The sequence below is a fragment of the Exiguobacterium sp. PvP048 genome, assembly GCF_040549175.1.
Classification (GTDB): domain Bacteria; phylum Bacillota; class Bacilli; order Exiguobacteriales; family Exiguobacteriaceae; genus Exiguobacterium_A; species Exiguobacterium_A artemiae.
Map to the genome: position 1 here is coordinate 176,289 of NZ_JBEPSU010000004.1, position 20,649 is coordinate 196,937.

Annotated in this window: 19 protein-coding genes, 2 rRNA genes and 1 riboswitch; all 21 genes read right to left on the minus strand. The window is 51.2% G+C overall.

What is annotated here, in order from left to right; genetic code table 11:
• Positions 1-11: 11 nt before the first annotated feature.
• Positions 12-2,237, minus strand: coding sequence for a DNA helicase PcrA (pcrA, locus tag ABIC15_RS10255; RefSeq protein WP_354020628.1), 2,226 nt, complete (start codon positions 2,235-2,237; stop codon positions 12-14).
• A 44-nt stretch (positions 2,238-2,281) separates the two neighbouring features.
• Positions 2,282-2,965 carry a heptaprenylglyceryl phosphate synthase gene (pcrB, locus tag ABIC15_RS10260; protein WP_131504455.1) on the minus strand — a complete coding sequence of 228 codons (684 nt, stop codon included), beginning with the start codon at positions 2,963-2,965 and terminating at the stop codon, positions 2,282-2,284.
• Positions 2,966-3,049: 84 nt separating this feature from the next.
• Positions 3,050-3,274 (minus strand): hypothetical protein, encoded by a 225-nt coding sequence (locus tag ABIC15_RS10265; RefSeq protein ID WP_354020629.1) that lies wholly within the window; start codon positions 3,272-3,274, stop codon positions 3,050-3,052.
• A gap of 12 nt (positions 3,275-3,286) precedes the next feature.
• Complete coding sequence (locus tag ABIC15_RS10270) at positions 3,287-4,666, minus strand: TrkH family potassium uptake protein (protein ID WP_012369367.1); 1,380 nt, start codon at positions 4,664-4,666, stop codon at positions 3,287-3,289.
• 39 nt (positions 4,667-4,705) lie between these two features.
• The gene (locus ABIC15_RS10275; RefSeq protein ID WP_012369366.1) at positions 4,706-5,020 is read right to left on the minus strand and encodes a YerC/YecD family TrpR-related protein; all 315 of its coding nucleotides are present in this window, start codon (positions 5,018-5,020) and stop codon (positions 4,706-4,708) included.
• 67 nt (positions 5,021-5,087) lie between these two features.
• Positions 5,088-6,827, minus strand: coding sequence for an adenine deaminase C-terminal domain-containing protein (locus ABIC15_RS10280; RefSeq protein WP_354020630.1), 1,740 nt, complete (start codon positions 6,825-6,827; stop codon positions 5,088-5,090).
• Positions 6,828-7,047: 220 nt separating this feature from the next.
• Complete coding sequence (gene purD, locus ABIC15_RS10285) at positions 7,048-8,304, minus strand: phosphoribosylamine--glycine ligase (protein ID WP_354020631.1); 1,257 nt, start codon at positions 8,302-8,304, stop codon at positions 7,048-7,050.
• Between the two features lie 15 nt (positions 8,305-8,319).
• On the minus strand, positions 8,320-9,840 hold the full coding sequence (gene purH / locus ABIC15_RS10290; protein WP_354020632.1) for a bifunctional phosphoribosylaminoimidazolecarboxamide formyltransferase/IMP cyclohydrolase: 1,521 nt from the start codon (positions 9,838-9,840) through the stop codon (positions 8,320-8,322).
• On the minus strand, positions 9,837-10,412 hold the full coding sequence (gene purN / locus ABIC15_RS10295) for a phosphoribosylglycinamide formyltransferase (RefSeq protein WP_354020633.1): 576 nt from the start codon (positions 10,410-10,412) through the stop codon (positions 9,837-9,839). Before purN ends, purH begins: the two co-directional genes overlap by 4 nt.
• Positions 10,409-11,443, minus strand: coding sequence for a phosphoribosylformylglycinamidine cyclo-ligase (purM, locus tag ABIC15_RS10300; RefSeq protein ID WP_354020634.1), 1,035 nt, complete (start codon positions 11,441-11,443; stop codon positions 10,409-10,411). Before purM ends, purN begins: the two co-directional genes overlap by 4 nt.
• Before the next feature lie 19 nt (positions 11,444-11,462).
• Positions 11,463-12,872: an amidophosphoribosyltransferase gene (gene purF, locus ABIC15_RS10305; protein ID WP_012369360.1), complete on the minus strand. Its 1,410-nt coding sequence runs from the start codon at positions 12,870-12,872 to the stop codon at positions 11,463-11,465.
• Positions 12,848-15,067, minus strand: a complete 2,220-nt coding sequence (purL, locus tag ABIC15_RS10310) for a phosphoribosylformylglycinamidine synthase subunit PurL (RefSeq protein WP_354020635.1) — start codon at positions 15,065-15,067, stop codon at positions 12,848-12,850. The genes purF and purL overlap by 25 nt, the downstream gene beginning before the upstream one ends.
• The gene (gene purQ, locus ABIC15_RS10315) at positions 15,048-15,731 is read right to left on the minus strand and encodes a phosphoribosylformylglycinamidine synthase subunit PurQ (RefSeq protein WP_131504446.1); all 684 of its coding nucleotides are present in this window, start codon (positions 15,729-15,731) and stop codon (positions 15,048-15,050) included. The genes purL and purQ overlap by 20 nt, the downstream gene beginning before the upstream one ends.
• Positions 15,728-15,976 carry a phosphoribosylformylglycinamidine synthase subunit PurS gene (gene purS, locus ABIC15_RS10320; RefSeq protein ID WP_012369357.1) on the minus strand — a complete coding sequence of 83 codons (249 nt, stop codon included), beginning with the start codon at positions 15,974-15,976 and terminating at the stop codon, positions 15,728-15,730. Before purS ends, purQ begins: the two co-directional genes overlap by 4 nt.
• Positions 15,973-16,680 carry a phosphoribosylaminoimidazolesuccinocarboxamide synthase gene (gene purC, locus ABIC15_RS10325; protein ID WP_012369356.1) on the minus strand — a complete coding sequence of 236 codons (708 nt, stop codon included), beginning with the start codon at positions 16,678-16,680 and terminating at the stop codon, positions 15,973-15,975. Before purC ends, purS begins: the two co-directional genes overlap by 4 nt.
• Before the next feature lie 60 nt (positions 16,681-16,740).
• Positions 16,741-18,036 carry an adenylosuccinate lyase gene (purB, locus tag ABIC15_RS10330; protein ID WP_012369355.1) on the minus strand — a complete coding sequence of 432 codons (1,296 nt, stop codon included), beginning with the start codon at positions 18,034-18,036 and terminating at the stop codon, positions 16,741-16,743.
• Positions 18,033-19,136, minus strand: a complete 1,104-nt coding sequence (gene purK / locus ABIC15_RS10335; protein WP_354020636.1) for a 5-(carboxyamino)imidazole ribonucleotide synthase — start codon at positions 19,134-19,136, stop codon at positions 18,033-18,035. The genes purB and purK overlap by 4 nt, the downstream gene beginning before the upstream one ends.
• Complete coding sequence (gene purE, locus ABIC15_RS10340; RefSeq protein ID WP_012369353.1) at positions 19,133-19,624, minus strand: 5-(carboxyamino)imidazole ribonucleotide mutase; 492 nt, start codon at positions 19,622-19,624, stop codon at positions 19,133-19,135. Before purE ends, purK begins: the two co-directional genes overlap by 4 nt.
• A gap of 91 nt (positions 19,625-19,715) precedes the next feature.
• Positions 19,716-19,817, minus strand: a riboswitch (purine riboswitch).
• A 224-nt stretch (positions 19,818-20,041) separates the two neighbouring features.
• Positions 20,042-20,248 (minus strand): NETI motif-containing protein, encoded by a 207-nt coding sequence (locus ABIC15_RS10345; protein WP_012369352.1) that lies wholly within the window; start codon positions 20,246-20,248, stop codon positions 20,042-20,044.
• 97 nt (positions 20,249-20,345) lie between these two features.
• A 5S ribosomal RNA gene (rrf, locus tag ABIC15_RS10350) occupies positions 20,346-20,461 on the minus strand.
• A 47-nt stretch (positions 20,462-20,508) separates the two neighbouring features.
• A 23S ribosomal RNA gene (locus ABIC15_RS10355) occupies positions 20,509-20,649 on the minus strand; the annotation flags it as partial.

Genomic DNA, 20,649 nt, shown 5'->3' on the forward strand with positions numbered 1-20,649 from the left:
GACGCCTCCACTCATACCTTTTTGATCGGTGCGAATTTCGCCAGCAACCGTTTGACACCGACTTCCGGGAAGGCGATATCGATTTCCAGGCTGTCCCCTGCTCCGCGTGTCTGAACGACGGTTCCACGGCCCCATTTTCCATGTTCCGCTTTGTCACCGACGTTCCAGCCGAGTGATTCCGCGCCTGATGTCTTCATCGCTGTCGGTTTCGTGACCGATCGGCCGATGACGGCTTTTCCTTGCGGTACCGGACGGTCTTCCCACGGTAACGGTTTCGGTTTTTTACCGGTCCGTTCCAGTACTTCCTCCGGTAATTCGGCAAGGAAACGGGATTCGAGATTGGCATTCGTCCGACCATACAGCGAACGCATCCGCGCGTGTGAGAGATACAGACGTTTTTCAGCCCGTGTAATCCCGACGTACGCTAGACGACGTTCTTCTTCCATTTCGTCTTCATCCTGCAGGGAGCGGCTGTGCGGGAACAAACCTTCCTCCATTCCAATCAGGAAGACGATCGGGAACTCAAGTCCTTTTGCCGAGTGCAATGTCATCAAGGTGACCTGTTCGCCCGGATCACTTTCATCGAGCGAGTCGACATCAGCGACCAACGTCAAATCCGTTAAGAAGGCGATGATTGTTTGGTCTTCCGGATCGGCTTTTTCGGTCTCTTTTTCAAAGTTTTGCGCAACCGTGATGAACTCGTTGATGTTCTCAAGACGGCTTTGTGCTTCCAGTGTTTTGTCTTCTTTTAACACTTGGCGGTATCCGGTTTTCTCAAGGACTTCTTCCACCAGTTCAGACAGGCTGATGAATTCCTGCATTTGCTGTAAGCCAAGAATCATTGTCCGGAAATCCGTCAGTTTCACTGCCGTTTTCGGGGCAATGCTCGACAATTCGATGTCGCGGATCGCTTCCATCAAGGACACGCCTTGCAGGTCGGCAAAATCACGCAGTTTATCAATCGTCGTCGCTCCGATACCGCGTTTCGGTTCATTGACAATCCGGGCAAACGATAAGTCTTCGTTCGGATTTGAAATCAGGCGCAGGTACGCCAGGACATCCTTGATTTCTTTACGGTCATAGAACTTCGTGCCGCCGATCATCTTGTACGGGACATTGGATTTCAGCAACGTTTCCTCAATCGCCCGCGATTGGGCATTCGTCCGGTACAGAATTGCGACATCGTTTAGTTTCATGCCGTAACGCAATGCATTCCGGATTTCCTGGACGATATAAAACGCTTCTTCCCGCTCATTTTCCGCTGTATGGACAATCAGTTTTTCGCCTTCTGCGTTTTCCGTCCACAGTTTCTTATCTTTCCGGGTACTGTTGTTTTGAATGACATGGTTCGCTGCATCCAAAATTCGTTTCGACGAACGGTAGTTTTGTTCGAGCAGGATGACTTTCGCTGTCGGATAATCTTCCTCAAACGACAGGATGTTTGCGATATCGGCTCCGCGCCAGCGGTAAATCGACTGATCCGAGTCCCCGACGACACATAAGTTCTGGTGGGCTGCTGCCAGGAGATTGACGAGATCATACTGGGCTTTGTTCGTATCTTGATACTCATCGACATGGATGTATTGGAACTTTCGTTGATAAAACGACAGGACGTCCGGATTTTGTTTAAACAGTTCTGTCGTCTTCCCGATCAAGTCATCAAAATCAAGGGCGTTGTTGCGACGCAGGACCGCTTCGTATCCTTTATAAATCTCAGCAACCGTTTTTTCATACGGATTCGTGACGATGGACGCGTAGAACTCGGCACTGCGCAGTTCATTTTTTTGACTCGAGATGATCGACAGCATCGACCGGGGATCCCACTTCTTCGGATCGAGGTTTTGTTCTTTTAAGACGAGCTTCAGTGCTGACTGTTGATCGCTCGAATCAAGAATCGTGAAGTTCCGGTTATAGCCGATTTTTTCGATGTCACGCCGTAACATCCGGACACACATCGAGTGGAAGGTCGAGACCCAGATGTCATTCGCGACACCGCCGACCAACCGTGAAATCCGGTCACGCATCTCACGTGCCGCTTTATTCGTAAACGTAATCGCCAGGATATTCCACGGAGCGACCTGTTTTGCTGCCATCAAATAGGCAACGCGGTGTGTCAGGACACGGGTTTTCCCGGAGCCTGCTCCCGCCATGATCAAGAGCGGTCCATCGGTGTGTTTGACTGCCTTTGCTTGTTCCGGGTTCAATCCGCTGACAAGCTGTTCACTTAAATTAAACATCTAAATAGCCTCATTTCTATATTCCGAACTTTTGTTCTTATATTTTATCGTGTTGCTGCGACAGTCGCAAGTGCCGCTTCTAAATTGTCATAGATGATGTTGCCGACGACGATCGTATCGGCATGTGTCAACATCTCCTGTGCCCGTTCGATGGAATCAATACCACCGCCGTAGAACAGACGGCCTTGCTTCAAGACCCGTTTGACGGAGGCGACGAGTGACGGATCACCATACATACCGCTGTACTCGAGATAAATGATCGGCATCCGAAAGACACTGTCCGCCAGTTGCGCGTAAGCGACCACTTGATCATCATTAAGAGGTTTTGCTTGTGTGACACGGGCGACCTTGGCGTCAGCGTTCAGGACGATATACCCTTCCCCGACCAGATCTTGATGCGCGAGCATATGTCCGACTTCTTCCAGCGCTTCGACTTGCTTGTCAATCACGTGCTCAAGCGTTCCGCTGTTGAGGACACTCGGCGTCAAATATGCATCAAATCCCATCGTCGCGGCCTCAAGCTCCGATACTTCCAGTGCCACAGCGACCGGATACCGCCGCAAGCGCATCAGTAAATCCAGTGTCGCATCGAGGGTGATATCATCGGTCCCTCCGACGATGATGGCATCCGTTCCCGAAGTCGCAATCGCTTGAAGAGCAGCCTCTTCAATCTCTTTTGCCGGATCGAGTTTAAAGACATGACGCCATTCATTATAAGGTAACAACATGTTCGTTCCATCCTCTCTTCTCATTCTCTTTCCCCAGTATAAAACAAAAACCCATCCCGCGCAGAGCGAGATGGGGCAGATCGATCAAGTACGGGTCCGGCGCTTCGTCAACAGCGTAGCGAGACCGAAAGCCAAAAAAGCATAAACGACGGCAAACGCCCACGGTTCTGCCAGGAAAAAACCCAGGACCTGGATATCCAGTAACGGGGAATCCGGCGAACAGAGCGCCCGTCCGTTGACGAGTGCTAAAAACGGTAACGCCGGCACCATAAAGATATAACCAAAGTTGATCCAAAATGTCCGATTCACGTCACAACCTCCTTAACCGATGATGACTGATTCTTTCGGATAATTGTAATTCCGTTTTGGTTGATTCGCCTTCAGCAACAGGACAAACGAAATAACACCAATCCGTCCGATGAACATCAGGACGGATAAGGTCCATTTGCCGACATCGGATAACTCATTTGTAATTCCAAGCGACAATCCGGTAGTTCCGAACGCGGAACAGGCTTCAAAAAACAGCACGAGGAACGGGGCATCTTCAAAGATCAGCAGGACAATCAGTCCAATCATCGTTACACCGGTCGAAACGACGATGACGACAAAGGCTTTCCAAATGTCCGACTGTCCGATCTCGCGTCCAAAAATCTTGATGCCGTATTCGCCGCGAATAAAGGCGATAACACTGAGGACGGCGACGGCAAATGTCGTCGTCCGAATCCCTCCCCCAACGGAGGACGGCGACGCTCCGATGAACATCAGAATTGACAAGACAAAAATCGAGGCTTGCGAGAACGACGTAATATCGACCGTCGTCAGTCCGCCGTTTCGGGTCGTCACCGATTGGAACAAGGCATCGACCATTTTTTCATTGACCGGCAATCCTTTAAACGATTGATTCCACTCAAACAGCAGCAGACTGACCGTTCCGAATAAAACCAGGATGAAGAACGTCGATGCGGTTAATTTCGTGAATAATGAAAAGTGATACGGTTGACGGGTCGCTTGACGGGTCGCCCGGTACGAGATGTACCGACGGACTTCAACGAGGACCGGGAAACCGATCGCACCAAGCGTCAACAGTAAAATCTGCATAAAGACGACAAATAAATCTCCCCGAAACGGAAGGAGGGATTCTCCGGTAATGTCGAACCCGGCATTGGTCGTCGCGCTGACAGAACCAAACAATCCTTGCAGCATCGCTTCGCCGAGCGTCGGAAAATATTTCGTATAATACAAACCTAAAATAAGAGCACCGATGATTTCAATTGACAGGATGATGATGATGACTTCCCGAATGTATTTGACGACCCCTTGCATCGTCGTCTGGTTCTGGTCACGGACGACAAGTTGCCGCTCCCGAAAGCCGATCCGCTTGCCAAGGATGACCCACATCGCAATATGCAGGGACATCAAACCGATTCCGCTGACCTGGACCAAAATCATGATCATAAAGTACCCAAACGTCGTAAATGTGTCCGAGACGGAGACGGTCGTCAATCCGGTCACGCTGACACAGCTGACGGCCATGAAGACAAGATCCGTGAAATCCCAGTCGTAATTGCCTTTTGTCGACCAGGGTAACCCAAGTAAAATGACACCAATGATGACGGCAACAAAATAAATGATGACGAGTGACTGGATCGGCGTCAGTTTTCGAATGAAGTGTTGCAGTTTTTGTTGATACGCTAAATCCATCCGGCTTCGTCCTCCTTCACAGAAATAGCGGATAACCAATTAGTTATCCGCTACTTCCTCCTCTACGAGACCTAATCGTGCGAGCGCCAAGTCGTAGCCGCCGGAACCGTAGTTCAGGCACCGTTTCACACGCGAAATCGTGGCTGTCGAAGCACCTGTCGCCTTTTCGATTTTATGATACGTATTGCCTTCCCGTAACTGACGGGCGACTTCGAGACGTTGTGCCAAGGCCTGAATTTCATTGACCGTCGCCAAGTCTTCAAACAGGGTATAACAATCTTCTAATGAATCCATCTTCATGATGGCTGTAAATAATTGATCGAGTTCTTTTCCACGCAATTTATCGAGTTGCATCGTCTAACTCCCTTTCCCATTTGTTGCTCTTTAACAGTTTAAAGTGCGACGTTTTAAATTTCAAGCGTCAGCGCAAAATTGCCGGGAAAAGTACTTTTTTCCGTAAGACTTCGTAAATTCCTTGCGGCGTAATCCGGACATACGGCAAATGGGTCGACGCCAGGAACAAAAGCGTATAAATCGGATCTTCAAACTGATAGCCACGGGCGAACAGTGCTTCACGGAGCGCCGTTTCCTGAACGATCAAATCTTCAAGCGGTAAATCGGACGTCTGCCCCATCAAGGTCAAAGGAACTTCTGCCACCACTTCGCCGTCTTCGACGAGAACCACCCCGCCGCCGAATGCTTTCATCCGATCAAAGGCAATCTGCATATCCCGTTTCGATTTTCCGATCAGCAGGATATCGCCGCTGATCGAATACGAACTGACGAGCCCGCCGACATGGGTCGCAAAATTTTTCAGCACGGTATTCAGACGCCATTTTCCTTCCCGGTCAACGAGCATCAAAAATGACTCATTGCATCCGGCAGGCAGCACCTGCATGCTGGTATCGTGTTCGACCTGATAGAGCTTCATGATGACCGAATTGACCATTTCAAGGCCAACCGGCATGCTGAACGAAAAGTCCTGTTCCGTCAACTCAAGACCGACTTGTGAAGCCGGCATCAAATCGATCGCCCGGTCGAGCGCTTCGACCGGATAACACGGGATATCGTTTTTGCGAACCCAGGTCCCGCGGGCGATGACGTCAACCGGTGTCGGCTTGTCTTTTGCTTCGAGGATGTTTAAATGGGCAATCCGTCCCGGAGCGATACTGCCAAGCAGATGATCGAGGTTAAAGTGACGCGCTGCGTTGTACGACGCAATCCGGTACGCTTCTTCCGGCGCAATCCCGGCGGCAAGCATCAGACGGATTGTCTCATCCATCAGACCGGCTTTATAAAAGGATGGTGTCGAGCCATCTGTCGTCACCAGTACCTTCTCGTAATTTTGTAATCCCGCTTCAACGAGACCGGCAAAGATATCCGGTAAATCCGGACGGATCGAGGAATAGCGGATCGTTGTCGTGTAGCCGAGTTCGAGACGCATCAGCGCTTCTTCGACCGTCATCGCTTCATGGTCACTCGTGACACCGAACAACGCCATTTTCGTTAACGTCTTTGCAGAAGCCCCCGGGAAATGTCCTTCAATCGGTTTACCGAGCTTCATCGCGTCCTGCATCCATTGCAATAGCTCATCATCACCTTGCGACAGTCGCGGCCAGCCCGTTAATTCACCGGCTTGGATGACTTGTGGATGTTTCAGCCACGCTTGAATTCGTCGGTTATCAATCGTGATGCTGTCGGCATCCAGTTCTGTTTGAGCATCCAGTCGCGCCCACCAGTACATCGATGTTGGAAGGTCTGCCAGTGCGTCGACCTGCGCAAACGCTTGCTCCGTCGGCTCTAATAAAAGCAGCATATTATCGTTGACGAGTGTCGTCGTTCCGCGCTCTGCCGCAAATTTTGCAAGTGTCGCCGGATTATACAATTGGAACGGATGGGCATGCGGTTCGATGTAGCCGGGGACGATAAATTTTCCCGTCGCATCGTAGACTTCATCCGCCGTTTCCGGCATGTCCGGTCCGACGTAGATAATCCGGTCGCCGCTGATCCAGATGTTGGCTGCCCGCCATGTTTTGAGTCCTTGATTTAAGTACGTCGCATTTTCAATCACGAGTGTAGGTGCAAGCTTTCCATTGATGACCGCTTGATGCGTGCGGACTTCTGTTTTCGTCCATGGGGACCGTCCACAATTTTTTTTCATGAAAGCTCGACCTCCTTTATATTTGAAAACGCTTTCTTATAGTTCTTATACTAAAATGTTACCGGAAAAGTTTCAAGCTTATTCGTCGTCAATTCGAGTCATTTCGCCAAAATAACACAAAACTGCCACGGAAGACAAGTTACGTTTTGTCTCGTACCCGTCAAAAAAGCCGGTCCTCTCACACTGATGTGAGCAGAACCGGCTTATCGAAAGTAAGAAATTATATCGTGCGAAATGCTTTTTTGGCGATATCCGTCCGGTAAAAGAAGCCGGTCCGGTCAAATGAATCAAGTCCACTGTAAACGCTCGCTACGGCCTGCTTCATGTCTTTTGCCTTCGCCACACAGACGAGGACACGTCCTCCGGCCGAAAGAATCACATCATCATCCCCTGCGGCCGTGCCCGCGTGGAAGACAAGGAGATTTGACCCGATTGTATCTGTTGGGACAGGCTGACCCGTAACCGGTTGTTCCGGATAACCGTTCGCCGCGATGACGACACCAACGACCGCGTCATCCGACCAGGCGACTTCCGGAATGTCACCCTGCATCAATGGCATGATGACGTCAAGCAGCTCCGTTTCAAGCCGCGGCAAAATTACTTCCGTTTCCGGATCGCCGAAACGGGCGTTGAACTCAATGACGGATGGTCCGCGACTTGTTAACATCAGACCCGCGTATAAGAAGCCGGTAAACGGAATCCCTTCGCTTGCCATCTGCTCGACAAGCGGACGGAGGACACGTTGCATCGCTTCTTCCGTCACGGCCTGTTCGTCAAATTGCGGCAAGGGACTGTACGCCCCCATTCCGCCTGTATTCGGGCCGGAGTCCCCGTCAAAAGCCCGTTTATGATCTTGCGACAGGACCATCGGAATGACGGTTTCTTCATGTACGAAAGCCATCAGCGAACATTCTTCACCGACGAGACATTCTTCAATCACGACACTGCTCTGCTGACCGAAATCGCCGCCAAAAATTTCGTCAATCGCTTGAACAGCCTGTTCAATCGTCGTCGCAACCGTGACACCTTTCCCGGCTGCCAGTCCGTCCGCTTTGACGACGATCGGTGCACCCTGCCGACGGATGTAAGCAGTCGCTTCAGCCGCTGATGTAAAGACGGCATGGTCCGCCGTCGGGATACCGGCCCGGTCCATCAAAGCTTTCGCAAATTGTTTACTGCCTTCAATCGCTGCTGCTTCGCGGGACGGTCCGAAAATCTTTAGGCCGGCTGCTTGAAACGCATTGACGATTCCGAGCACAAGCGGTCCTTCTGGTCCGACAATTGTCCAGTCGATCTGCTCTTCCCGTGCGAACTGAACCAATTCTTCAATCGCGTCTTCCCGGATCGGCACACAGACCGCTTCCGTCATCCCGACGTTGCCGGGTGCTGCATACACTGTCTCGATCCGGACATCCTGTGCCAATTTCCATACGAGCGCATGCTCGCGTCCACCTTTACCGACTACTAATACTTTCATTCGGCTCGCCTCCGCTTAGTGTTTAAAATGACGCACGTTCGTAAAGATCATCGTAATGCCATGTTTGTTGCAGGCATCAATCGATTCCTGGTCACGGATCGAACCGCCCGGTTGAATGATTGCTGTAATGCCTGCCGCAGCAGCTGCCTCAACCGTATCGCCCATCGGGAAGAACGCATCCGAGCCCATTGCGGCACCGACTGCTTTAGCACCGGCTTGGGTAATCGCGATATTGGCTGACCCGACACGGTTCATCTGCCCGGCACCGACGCCGACCGTCACTTCATCTTTCGCGATGACGATTGCATTCGATTTAACGTGTTTAACGGCACGCCAAGCGAGTTTTAAGTCTTCCCATTCACCTGCCGTCGGTTTCCGGTCTGTCACGACACGTGCTGACGCGTCATCGAGCGTCTCGTCGTCACTGTCTTGAACGAGCATCCCGCCGGCAACTGCCGTATACCGGATCGATTGAACCCGTTTGACGTCCAGTTCCAGTAACCGGAGATTTTTCTTCGCTGCAAGCAACGTAAACGCTTCTTCCGTAAAGGATGGAGCGATGATGATTTCGAGGAAGATCCCACTGAGTTGTTCTGCTGTCGCAAGATCGACTTCCCGGTTCAAGGCGACGATTCCGCCGAAAATCGAGACCGGATCCGCGGCATGGGCACGACGGAACGCTTCATCAATCGTCGGTCCGACCGCGACGCCGCACGGATTCATGTGTTTGACGACGACCGCTGCCGCTTCACGGAACTCATCGAGAATCTCAAGTGCCGCATTGGCATCCTGGATGTTGTTGTAAGACAATTCTTTGCCGTGGAGCTGCTTCGCGGACGCGAGTGAAGCCCCGCGGTAGATCGGTGTTTTGTAAAAGGCCGCTTCCTGGTGCGGGTTTTCTCCGTACCGTAAGTCCTGCACTTTTTCGAGCGTAATCGTCAATTGATCGGGGAACTTTTCACCCGTCTGCGTCAGGAAGTAATCGGCAATCAACGCATCATACGCCGCTGTGTGACGGAATGCTTTGGCTGCCAGCTTTTGACGGGTTTCGAATGTCGTTCCACCAAGATGAATTTCCTGGATGACCGCCTGATAATCTGCCGGATCGACGACAACCGTCACGGCGGCATGATTTTTGGCAGCCGAACGGATCATGCTCGGTCCACCGATATCGATGTTCTCGATCGCATCGGCATACGAGACATCTTCATTCATGACCGTTTCTTTAAACGGATAGAGGTTGACGACCACAAAATCAATCGGTTTGATCTGTTGTTCCGCCATCTGTTCGCGATGACTTTCAAGGTCTCGGCGTCCGAGCAGTCCACCGTGAACCATCGGATGGAGGGTCTTGACCCGACCGTCGAGCATTTCCGGGAATTGTGTGACTTCACTGATGCCAATGACCGGAAGTCCTGCTGCTTCAAGGGCTTGATGTGTCCCGCCTGTCGAAATTAATTCAATCCCTGCTTCATGCATCGCTTGTCCGAGTTCGACGATACCTGTTTTGTCTGATACGCTGATTAACGCTCTCATACGTTTGCCTCCTCTTTCATCCACTCTTCGATGACTTGCGGGTACAATCTATGCTCCACCTGCTGAATCGCTTGTTGGAGCGTTTCCCGTGTCATATCCTCTGTAATCCGAACCGCTTCTTGGGCGATGATTGGTCCTGTATCCATGCCTTCATCGACTATATGAATTGTAACACCTGTGATTTTGACTCCGCCACGAAATGCTTGCCCGATCGCATCTTTTCCCGGAAACGCCGGGAGCAGCGACGGATGGATGTTGACGATCCGTCCGGCATAATGCGACAGCAGGACGTCTCCGATCAACCGCATGTATCCGGCTAAGATAATCCGTTCCACGCCCCGCCGCTCCAGTTCCGCAACGATTTCCCGTTCGAACGACGGTTTATCCGGATAGTCTTTTGCCGTGAAGACGAAGACATCACAGCCGCGGGCCTGAGCCCGTTCAATCACTTTTGCTTGTTTTTGATCACAGACGACGAGTTCAATCGTAGCCTGCAGACGTCCTGTTTCAATCGCTTCGAACAATGCTTCGACATTACTGCCACTTCCCGAGGCAAAACAGGCAATCTTCATTGGTCGACTCCAAGAATTCGGACACCCGGTTCACCCGTCACTGTCCCGATCGTATAGACCGTCTCATTTTCACGGGCAAGACGTGCCGTAACGGCATCGACATCTTCCGGTTTGACAATCATCATGTAGCCGATTCCCATGTTGAAGACGTTGTACATATCGTGACGCGGCACGTTTCCGGCTTGTTCGAGCCAATCGAAGACCGGTAACGTCGGCCATTTTTTCGGGTCAAACGTCGCCCCGCAACCTTCCGGAAGCACACGCGGGACGTTTTCGTAAAAACCACCGCCCGTAATGTGGACCATCGCCTGAATTTTTTCTGTCTCAAGCGCGGCTTTGACCGCTTCGACGTAAATCCGTGTCGGCATCAGCAACGTATTGCCGATCGTACTGCCAAACATCATCAACTCATCTTCGTATCGCAGACCACTTTCGGCGACGATCTTCCGGACAAGTGAAAAGCCGTTCGAGTGAACGCCCGACGAAGCGAGACCTAAGATGACGTCTCCCGGTTGAACGTGTTCTCCTGTGATCAATTTTTGTTTTTCGACGGCACCGACGGCAAAGCCTGCAATGTCGTACTCACCGTCGGCGTACATGCCCGGCATTTCTGCCGTTTCCCCGCCGATCAGCGTACAGCCGGACTGGACACAGCCTTCCGCGACACCGGCAACAATCCGCTCGATCTTAGCGGGAATCGCTTTTCCGAGAGCAATGTAATCGAGGAAATAGAGCGGCTCCGCCCCTTGGACGATGATGTCATTGACACACATCGCGACACAATCGATTCCGATCGTATCGTGCTGGTCGAGGGCGAAGGCAAGCTTCAGCTTTGTGCCGACGCCATCCGTCCCGCTGACGAGAACCGGTTCTTTTAGATTTAATTGGCTGAGGTCGAACATTGCACCGAAACTGCCGAGTCCCGTCATGACTTCTTTGCGCATCGAGCGGGCCACGTGTTTTTTCATGCGGGAAACGGATTCGTATCCTGCTGTCAGGCTGACACCTGCTGCTTCGTATTGTTTACTCATGCTTTGTTCCCCCGTCTGTTCAAAGTTTGGCTTCTAGTTCTAATGCACCGATTGGTGTTGGATATTCGCCTGTGAAACAAGCCGTACACTGACCTTTTAATGGTCCGTCAAACGGGCGGTCGATTGCATTGACCATTCCATTGACCGTCAGAAACTCAAGTGAATCCGCTCCGATTTCCTGGCAGATTTCACTTGGTGTCAACCGGGCGGAAATCAATTCATCTTTTGAAGACGTATCGATCCCGTAATAACATGGATTCGTAATCGGCGGTGCCGTGATGCGGACATGAACTTCCGTTGCCCCGGCTTCCCGTAACAGTCCGACAATGCGGCGACTCGTCGTCCCGCGAACGATTGAATCATCAACCATGATGACCCGTTTGCCATTGACGACACCCCGTAGCGCCGATAACTTCATTTTGACGCCGCGTTCGCGCAGTTCCTGTGACGGTTGGATAAACGTCCGACCGACGTAACGGTTTTTAATCAATCCCATTTCATATGGAATGCCGCTTGCTTCCGCGTAACCGATCGCTGCCGAGATGCTTGAATCCGGCACACCGGTAACGACATCGGCCTCGACCGGTGCTTCTTCGAACATCTTTTTACCAAGTGCTTTTCGTGCTGTATGAACATTGACCCCATCGATCATCGAATCGGGACGGGAAAAGTAGATGTATTCCATCGAACACATCGCCCGCTCATGTGGTTCCATATACTGACGTGATGACATGCCGGACGTTGTGATGGTCACGAGCTCCCCAGGCTCGATATCCCGAATGAACTCGGCGCCGACGATATCAAACGCACACGTCTCGGATGAAAAGACAATCCCGCCATCCGGTGTTTTCCCGAGCGACAACGGACGCAGACCGTGTGGATCGACGGCGACGTACAACGTATCTTCCGTCAAGAACAAGAAGGCGAATGCACCGACGAGCCGGGCCAGACTATCGGCAATCCGGTCTTCAAGCGTAGGTAACTTACTCCGTTTGACGAGGTGGGCAACGACTTCCGTATCACTCGTCGTTTGGAAAATCGCCCCTTCCGCTTCAAGTAAGTGTTTTAACGAATCGGCATTGACGAGGTTTCCGTTGTGCGCCAGCGCCAAGTCGCCCGTTCGTGATTTAAAATGGAGCGGTTGTGTATTCTCGAGCGTATTTCCCCCGGCCGTCGAATAGCGGACATGTCCAATGGCATGGTGCCCCGATAAGGAATCAAGCGTCTCCTGCGAAAAAACTTCCGTGACGAGCCCTTGTCCCCGGTGCGGCAGAAGCAGTTTCCCGTCGCTCGCGACGATTCCTGCCCCTTCCTGTCCCCGGTGTTGTAAGCTGTGAAGACCATAATACGCAAGTTGCGCGGCTTCCGGTTGTCCGAAAATCCCGAACACCCCACACTCTTCATTTAATCCTTTGATGTCATATAACACGCGATCGCCCCTTCCCAGTCGGCTTGCAGTGTTGAACGTGTTGCTTCGATGAGTGTATCGTTAGTCTTAATTTGCAAAGCATCTTGATCGGTAACGTATCCTAATTTATACGCTCCTGTCTGCTTGACGAAGGCTGCTTCCTGTTCCGGCTTCACCGTCACGACGAAACGTGATTGCGATTCACTGAACAGGTGCAGGGCTGGTCCGTCAAATATCACGTCAAGACCAAGCGTCGTCCCGAATGTCATCTCGGCTAAGGCAACGGCGAGACCACCTTCTGCCACGTCATGGATCGCCGTGACAAGTCCCGCTTGAACCGCCGCTTGCAAGGCGAGTAACCGTTCTTGTTCGACGGCTAAGTCAATGTGCGGTGCTTTGCCGAATGATTTTTCGAATTGCAGGTATTGCAGTTCACTGCCGCCGAATTCCGCTGTCGTCTCTCCGAGTAGATAGACAGCGTCGCCTGCTTGCTTGACATGTTGTGTCGTAATCCACTCCGTTTGTTCGTGGAGACCGACCATCCCGACGACCGGCGTCGGATGAACTGCTTTTCCGGCAGATTCGTTGTATAAGGAAACATTCCCGCCGATGACCGGCGTCTCGAGCACACGACACGCTTCGGCCATTCCGGCCGTCGCTTGCTGTAGTTGCCAGAAGCCTTCCGGTTTATCCGGATTCCCAAAGTTCAGGCAGTCGGTAATCGCCAGTGGTGTCGCACCACTCGCAACGATGTTGCGGGCTGCTTCGGCGACGGCAATCTGTCCGCCGACGAACGGATCGAGGTAAACGAAACGGCTGTTGCAGTCTGTCGTCATCGCGAGTGCTTTGTTCGTTCCGCGAACCCGGATGACAGCTGCATCAGAACCCGGTGCAACGACCGTTGACGTTTGAACCATATGATCGTATTGGTCGTAGACCCAACGTTTTGAAGCAATCGTCGGTTGTTTGAGCAAGGTACGCCATGTCTCGACCACATCGTCAACGACTGGTAACGTTTCCTCCATCGTTTGGAACTCTTCATAATATGCCGGGACACGGGATGGTTTGTTATAAACCGGTGCTTCTTCCGCGAGTGCATCGACCGGTACTTCAGCGACAATCTTACCGTGGTGAACGAGACGAAGCACTTTCTCGTCGATAACTTCTCCGACATGCACCGCATGGAGTCCCCATTTGCTGACGATGGCTTCGATCTCTGCTTCGCGTCCGCGTTCGACGACGAGCAACATCCGTTCCTGTGATTCCGATAACATCATTTCATAAGCTGTCATCCCGGTTTCGCGCTGAGGAACGTCATCAAGATGCATCTCGATGCCCATACCGGCTTTCGAAGCCATCTCGGCTGACGAGGACGTCAGTCCGGCGGCGCCCATATCCTGCATCCCGACAAGTGCCGGATGACCGACGATTTCAAGACAGGCTTCAATCAACAACTTCTCCATGAACGGATCTCCGACCTGAACGGCCGGACGTTTCGCTTCGGTATCTTCCCCAAGATCTTCTGAAGCAAAAGTCGCTCCGTGAATGCCGTCACGACCGGTTGCGGCACCGACGTACATGACCGAGTTACCGGCGCCTTTTGCGAGACCCTTTTGAATGTCTTCGTGGTTGATCAAGCCGATACACATCGCATTAACGAGCGGGTTGCCTTCATACGAATGATCAAATCCAACTTCTCCTCCGATGGTCGGAATCCCGACACAGTTTCCGTACCCGGCGATTCCAGCGACTACCTGTTCAAACAATTGATTGACACGCGGCGTGCCGAGATGTCCGAACCGAAGTGAATTCATCAACGCGACTGGACGGGCTCCCATCGAGAAGATATCACGGATGATGCCACCGACACCGGTTGCTGCACCTTGATACGGTTCAACGGCTGACGGATGATTGTGGCTCTCGATTTTAAAGACGACGGCTTGATTGTCCCCGATGTCGACGACACCGGCTCCTTCACCCGGACCTTGCAGGACGCGTGGACCTGTCGTCGGAAACTGACGTAACACCGGCTTCGACGTCTTGTACGAACAGTGCTCCGACCACATGACGGAAAATAATCCGATTTCTGTGTAGTTCGGTTGGCGTCCGAGTAAGTTGACGACCATCTCATATTCCGCGTCGCTCAGTCCCATCGTTGCGTAGATCCGTTGTTCCTGAATTTGCTCCATCGTTGGTTCAGACTGTTGTTTTAACATGGTGTGCCCCCTGTTTGACGAGTGAAGTGAATAACTTAAGTCCATCCGTTCCGCCCGTCAGTAGCTCGACTGCCCGTTCTGGGTGCGGCATCATGCCGAGGACGTTCCCGGCTTTGTTCGTGATGCCGGCGATGTCGCCGCGTGATCCGTTCGGGTTATCCGTATACGTAAAGGCAATTTGACGGTTCGTCTGTAGCATCGCGTATGTGGCGTCATCACAGTAGTAGTTGCCTTCTCCGTGTGCAATGGGAATCGTTATCGTTTCCTGCGCAGCATAGTCTGATGTAAAGCGTGTCTCGTTGTTTTCGACTTTCAGTTCAACCGTGCGGCACATGAACTTCAGTCCCGTGTTGCGGTGTAAGACACCCGGGAGAAGTCCGGCTTCAACAAGAATCTGGAACCCGTTGCAGACGCCTAGAACCGTTTTGCCTTCTGCCGCAAAGCGTTTTACCTCTTCCATGATCGGTGAGAATTGAGCGATCGCGCCACACCGGAGATAGTCCCCGTAAGAAAAGCCACCCGGCAACAAGACGCCGTCATATCCTTCGAGAGACGTTTCCGTATGGAAGACGTATTCTGCTTCTTCACCAAGCGCATCTTTCACAGCATGATACATATCTAGATCACAGTTAGATCCGGGAAAAACGATAACGGCAAACTTCATGCGGTCGTCACCTCTTCTACATCAAAACGATAATCCTCCATCACAGTATTAACGAGCAGCTTCTGACACATCTCATGAATCATCGCGTCTGTCGTTTCATCCGCAACGAGCAACTCGATCCGTTTACCGATCCGTACTTCTTCGACACCCGCAAAACCAAGCTGAACAAGACCGCCTTTAACCGCAACACCTTGTGGATCTAAAATACTTTCCCGTAATGCGACCGCTACTGTAACCTTTTTCATTGTCCGTTTCCCCCTAGGCGATTGAATAGTGTTTGGTACGTGTCGATGAGTGATCCGATATTACGGCGAAAGACATCTTTATCGAGATGTTCGCCTGTTTCCTTATCCCATAACCGGCATGTATCCGGTGAGATCTCGTCTGCGAGTAAAATCTCGCCAGCCGGTGTTTTACCGTATTCGAGTTTAAAATCAATCAATGTGATTCCTTTTTCATCAAAGTAAGGACGTAAGACATCGTTGACACGGTTGGCTTCCTGTTCAAGCAAGGAAAGCTCCTCCGTAGTCGCAATCTTCAGTAAATTGATGTGTGCCGGTGTGACAAGCGGATCGCCTAAGCTGTCATCTTTATAATAAAACTCGACGATCGGTGTTTCGAGAACCGTTCCTTCTTCGATGCCCAGCCGTTTACTCAGGCTGCCGGCGACGACGTTTCGAACGACGACTTCCAGTGGAATGATCGTGACACGACGTACGAGCTGTTCGCGCTCCGATGTCTGTTCAATGAAGTGTGTCGGAATTCCTGCCGCTGCGAGGACCTCAAAAAAGTGGCTCGTTAAGCGGTTGTTCAGTTCTCCCTTACCGGCAAACTCTGCCTTCTTCTCTCCATTAAATGCCGTAGCTTCGTCTTTGTAGACGATGCGGAGCACATCCTGATCCTGCGTCGTGTATAATCGTTTTGCTTTTCCTTCATAAAGTGGTTGCATCGATTTCGTCCCCCATGATCCTAAGATGTAGACGGGAGTCAGACTCCCGTCTCAGGTTGATTAGTTCAAGCCACACCGTTCAAAGATTTCATCGACCCGGCTCGTATGATACGTCGGATCAAAACAAGCATCGAGTTCTTCTTCTGTAAAGAGTTCTTGAATATCCGCTTCCTGCCATAAGACATCGCGGAACATGATTTGTTCTTCCCATGCCTGCATCGCCCGCGGTTGGACGAAGTCGTACGCTGCTTCACGTGACCAACCTTTTTCAATCAAGGCGAGTAAGACGTGACCGGAGAAGATGACACCAAACGTCCGGTCCATGTTGCGTTTCATATTTTCCGGGAAGACCGTCAGATTTTTAATGATGTTACCGAACCGGTTCAGCATGTAGTTGAGTAATCCCGTCGCATCCGGCAAAATGATCCGTTCCGCAGACGAGTGGGAGATATCGCGTTCATGCCACAGCGATACGTTTTCGTACGCTGTCACCATATGGCCGCGGATGACCCGGGCAAGACCGGTCATGTTCTCCGAACCGATCGGATTCCGTTTATGCGGCATCGCCGATGATCCTTTTTGACCTTTAGCGAAGAATTCTTCGACTTCACGGGTCTCCGTTTTTTGCAGACCACGAATTTCCGTCGCCATCTTTTCAATCGATGTCGCGATTAAGGCAATCGTCGACATGTAATGGGCATGACGATCACGTTGCAGGGTTTGCGTCGAGACCGGTGCCGGTTTCGTACCAAGCTTCTCACAGACATATTTTTCGATGAACGGGTCGATGTTCGCAAACGTTCCGACCGCTCCCGACATCTTGCCGTATTCGACTGTTTCCCGTGCTGCCTCGAACCGGACTTTATTGCGTTTCATTTCTTCATACCAAAGGGCCAGCTTCAGACCAAACGTCGTCGGCTCGGCGTGTACGCCGTGTGTACGTCCCATCATGACCGTATATTTATGTTCGTTGGCTTTGACTTTTAAAATCTCGATGAAACGATCGAGATCGGCCGCCAAGATATCATTGGCTTGTTTCAACAGATACGATAACGCCGTATCAACGACGTCCGTTGACGTCAGTCCGTAATGAACCCATTTGCGTTCTTCGCCAAGTGTCTCCGATACGGCACGTGTGAAGGCGATGACGTCGTGTCGTGTCTCCTGTTCAATCTCATTGATGCGGTTGACATCAAAGGAAGCTTTTTCCCAAAGCAACTGGACATCTTCTTTTGGAATCACGCCAAGCTCACTCCAGGCTTCACATGCTAAAATCTCAACTTTCAACCAGGCTTCGAATTTGTTCTGTTCTGTCCAGATCGCTTTCATTTCAGGACGTGTATAGCGTTCGATCATCTAACCGTCTCCTTCCATATCTGCAGGCGCTCAACTTCGGCTAACGCTTCTTCGACCGAATCAGCCAAGATGTTCAGATGCCCCATCTTCCGCCCCTGTTTTGCGTCCTGTTTTCCGTATAAATGGACTTTCGTCCGCGAGGATAACATCGGTAATGCCTCGTCTAATGCCGTGATATGCTGACCTAGGATGTTCGCCATGACGACCGGTGTCGTCAAGCGGGTGTCGCCAAGCGGCAGTCCGCAGATAGCGCGGATGTGCTGCTCGAACTGTGACGTCTCGCACGCATCAATCGAATAATGACCCGAGTTGTGCGGGCGCGGCGCCAGTTCGTTGACGATCAGTTCGGAGCCGACGACGAACAGTTCGATTGCCAGTGTGCCAATCAAATCGACATCGTTTGCGAGACGTGTCGCCAGTTCAATCGCTTTTTGTTCCAAGTCGATTGGGATGCGGGCGGGAACGATTGACAGATGCAGAATGTTGTCTTGATGGATATTTTCACTGACCGGGAAGACCTTCGTTTCCCGCTCGCTTCGCGTGACGATGACGGAAATCTCCTGATCAAACGGTAACCATTTTTCAGCAACATATTCGGTTGCTTCAAAGGTCTTCATCGCTGTTTGTAAATCCAGCTCTGTCCGAATGACCGTCTGGCCTTTCCCGTCGTAACCAAAGCGGGCTGTTTTCAAGACGAATGGGAAACCTAACTGCCGTTTGGCTCCAAGGAGATCTTCACTTGTCTGAACTCCCTGATACGGTGCCACCTTGTAACCAAGCTGTTCAATCAGTTCTTTCTCCCGAATCCGATGTTGGGTCCGAAACAAAAGCTCTGTCCCGTGAATCAGTTTATAACCGATTGCTTCCGCTACTTCGTGTGAGATATTCTCAAACTCATAGGTCACGACGTCTGATTCAGCAGCAAGTCGCTTTGCGGCCTCGACATCCGTGAACGGTGCTTGAATCTGTTGATCCGCTACTTGCGCACACGGTGCGTTTTCAGTTGGATCAAGTGTGATGAGCGAATAGCCCATTTGGCGTGCAGATAAAGCCATCATCCGACCTAATTGACCTCCACCTAAGATACCAACCCGTTTCATGTCAGATACACCTCGGAAGCGATGACGTCTCCTTCCAGTTCGACACGCATATGATCAAGAGCTCGGGCAATCCGTTCGTCAACCGTTCCAAGAATCTGAGCAGCAAGTAAACCCGCATTTTTGGCTCCGGCGTCACCAATTGCAACTGTCGCGACTGGAACACCACCGGGCATTTGGACAATGGAGAGTAAGGAATCGATGCCTTGAAGTGCTTTGCTTTGAATTGGGACACCGATTACCGGTAATGTCGTCTTCGCAGCAACCATTCCCGGAAGATGAGCGGCTCCGCCTGCCCCGGCAATGATGACCTTGAGCCCTCGTTCCCGGGCTGACTCGGCATATCGAAACATTAAGTCAGGTGTCCGATGTGCCGATACAACTTTCTTTTCATAACCAATGTCCAATTGATCCAGTACATCACACGTTTTCTGCATGGTCACCCAATCCGATTGGCTGCCCATGATGACTCCGATTTCTACCTTACTCATCTGCGTCTCCTCCTCTTTTTGCATAAAAAAAGCCCAAACCACGTCTAAAAGGGTGGCTTAGGGTATAAAAAGGTACGCCAAAGAATTATCGACGAACATCCATATACCCCATAGTCCAACGATTTAGGGTCGTCGGGTAGAAACTTGCAAGCCATATCCCTGCTATTATACGAGGTGTTATATTCAATCTTCCTATCACGCCTTCATCTTAACAAGACTTCGGTCCGTTCGTCAACCAAAGGCGAACAATTTAATTATCTGAAAATTCATCGTTCGGTTTTATGGATAAATTGTTGAATTCATTTCGTTCAGCATTCGGAAATTTGAAAAGCATTCAACACGAACGACAAGAAAACCACAAAAAAATACGACCCTTTCTTTTACGAAAGAGTCGTGTGTTTGAGAAGAGACCTCGATTCAGACATTCTCAGCTTCGAGCTTCGGTTTGCAGTCAAAAATGATTTGCTGACGGATGGGATACGGTTCATCATTCGCATCCAGTCCAAAAATCGGTTCTTCCCGTCGGACGGTCGGACGATAACCCATGGCATCGATCCGATCCAGACAATCACTGATCGTTTCATTTTCTTCTACGGCAACGCGCATTTTTTGTTTTTTTGCCATGAGTATCACATTCCTTCCTTATTATATATGTGAAAAAACCAAAAAAAGTCCATAAAAAAGCGGCGGCCCTTGAGCGTATGCTCCAGAACCACCGTTTGCCTGGCAACGTCCTATCCTCACAGGGGGAAGCCCCCAACTACTTTCGGCGTTCAAGTGCTTAACTTCCGTGTTCGGCATGGGAACGGGTGTGACCACTTGGCTATCGTCACCAGACGACGGGCTCGCGCCCTCAAAACTGAAGTCATCAACAATGCATCTGCTAGAACAAGGCCTCGACCGATTAGTATCACTCAGCTCCGCATGTCGCCATGCTTCCACCCGTGACCTATCTACCTCATCGTCTCTGAGGGGTCTTTCTTGATTACTCAAAGGGAAATCTCATCTTGGAGGGGGCTTCATGC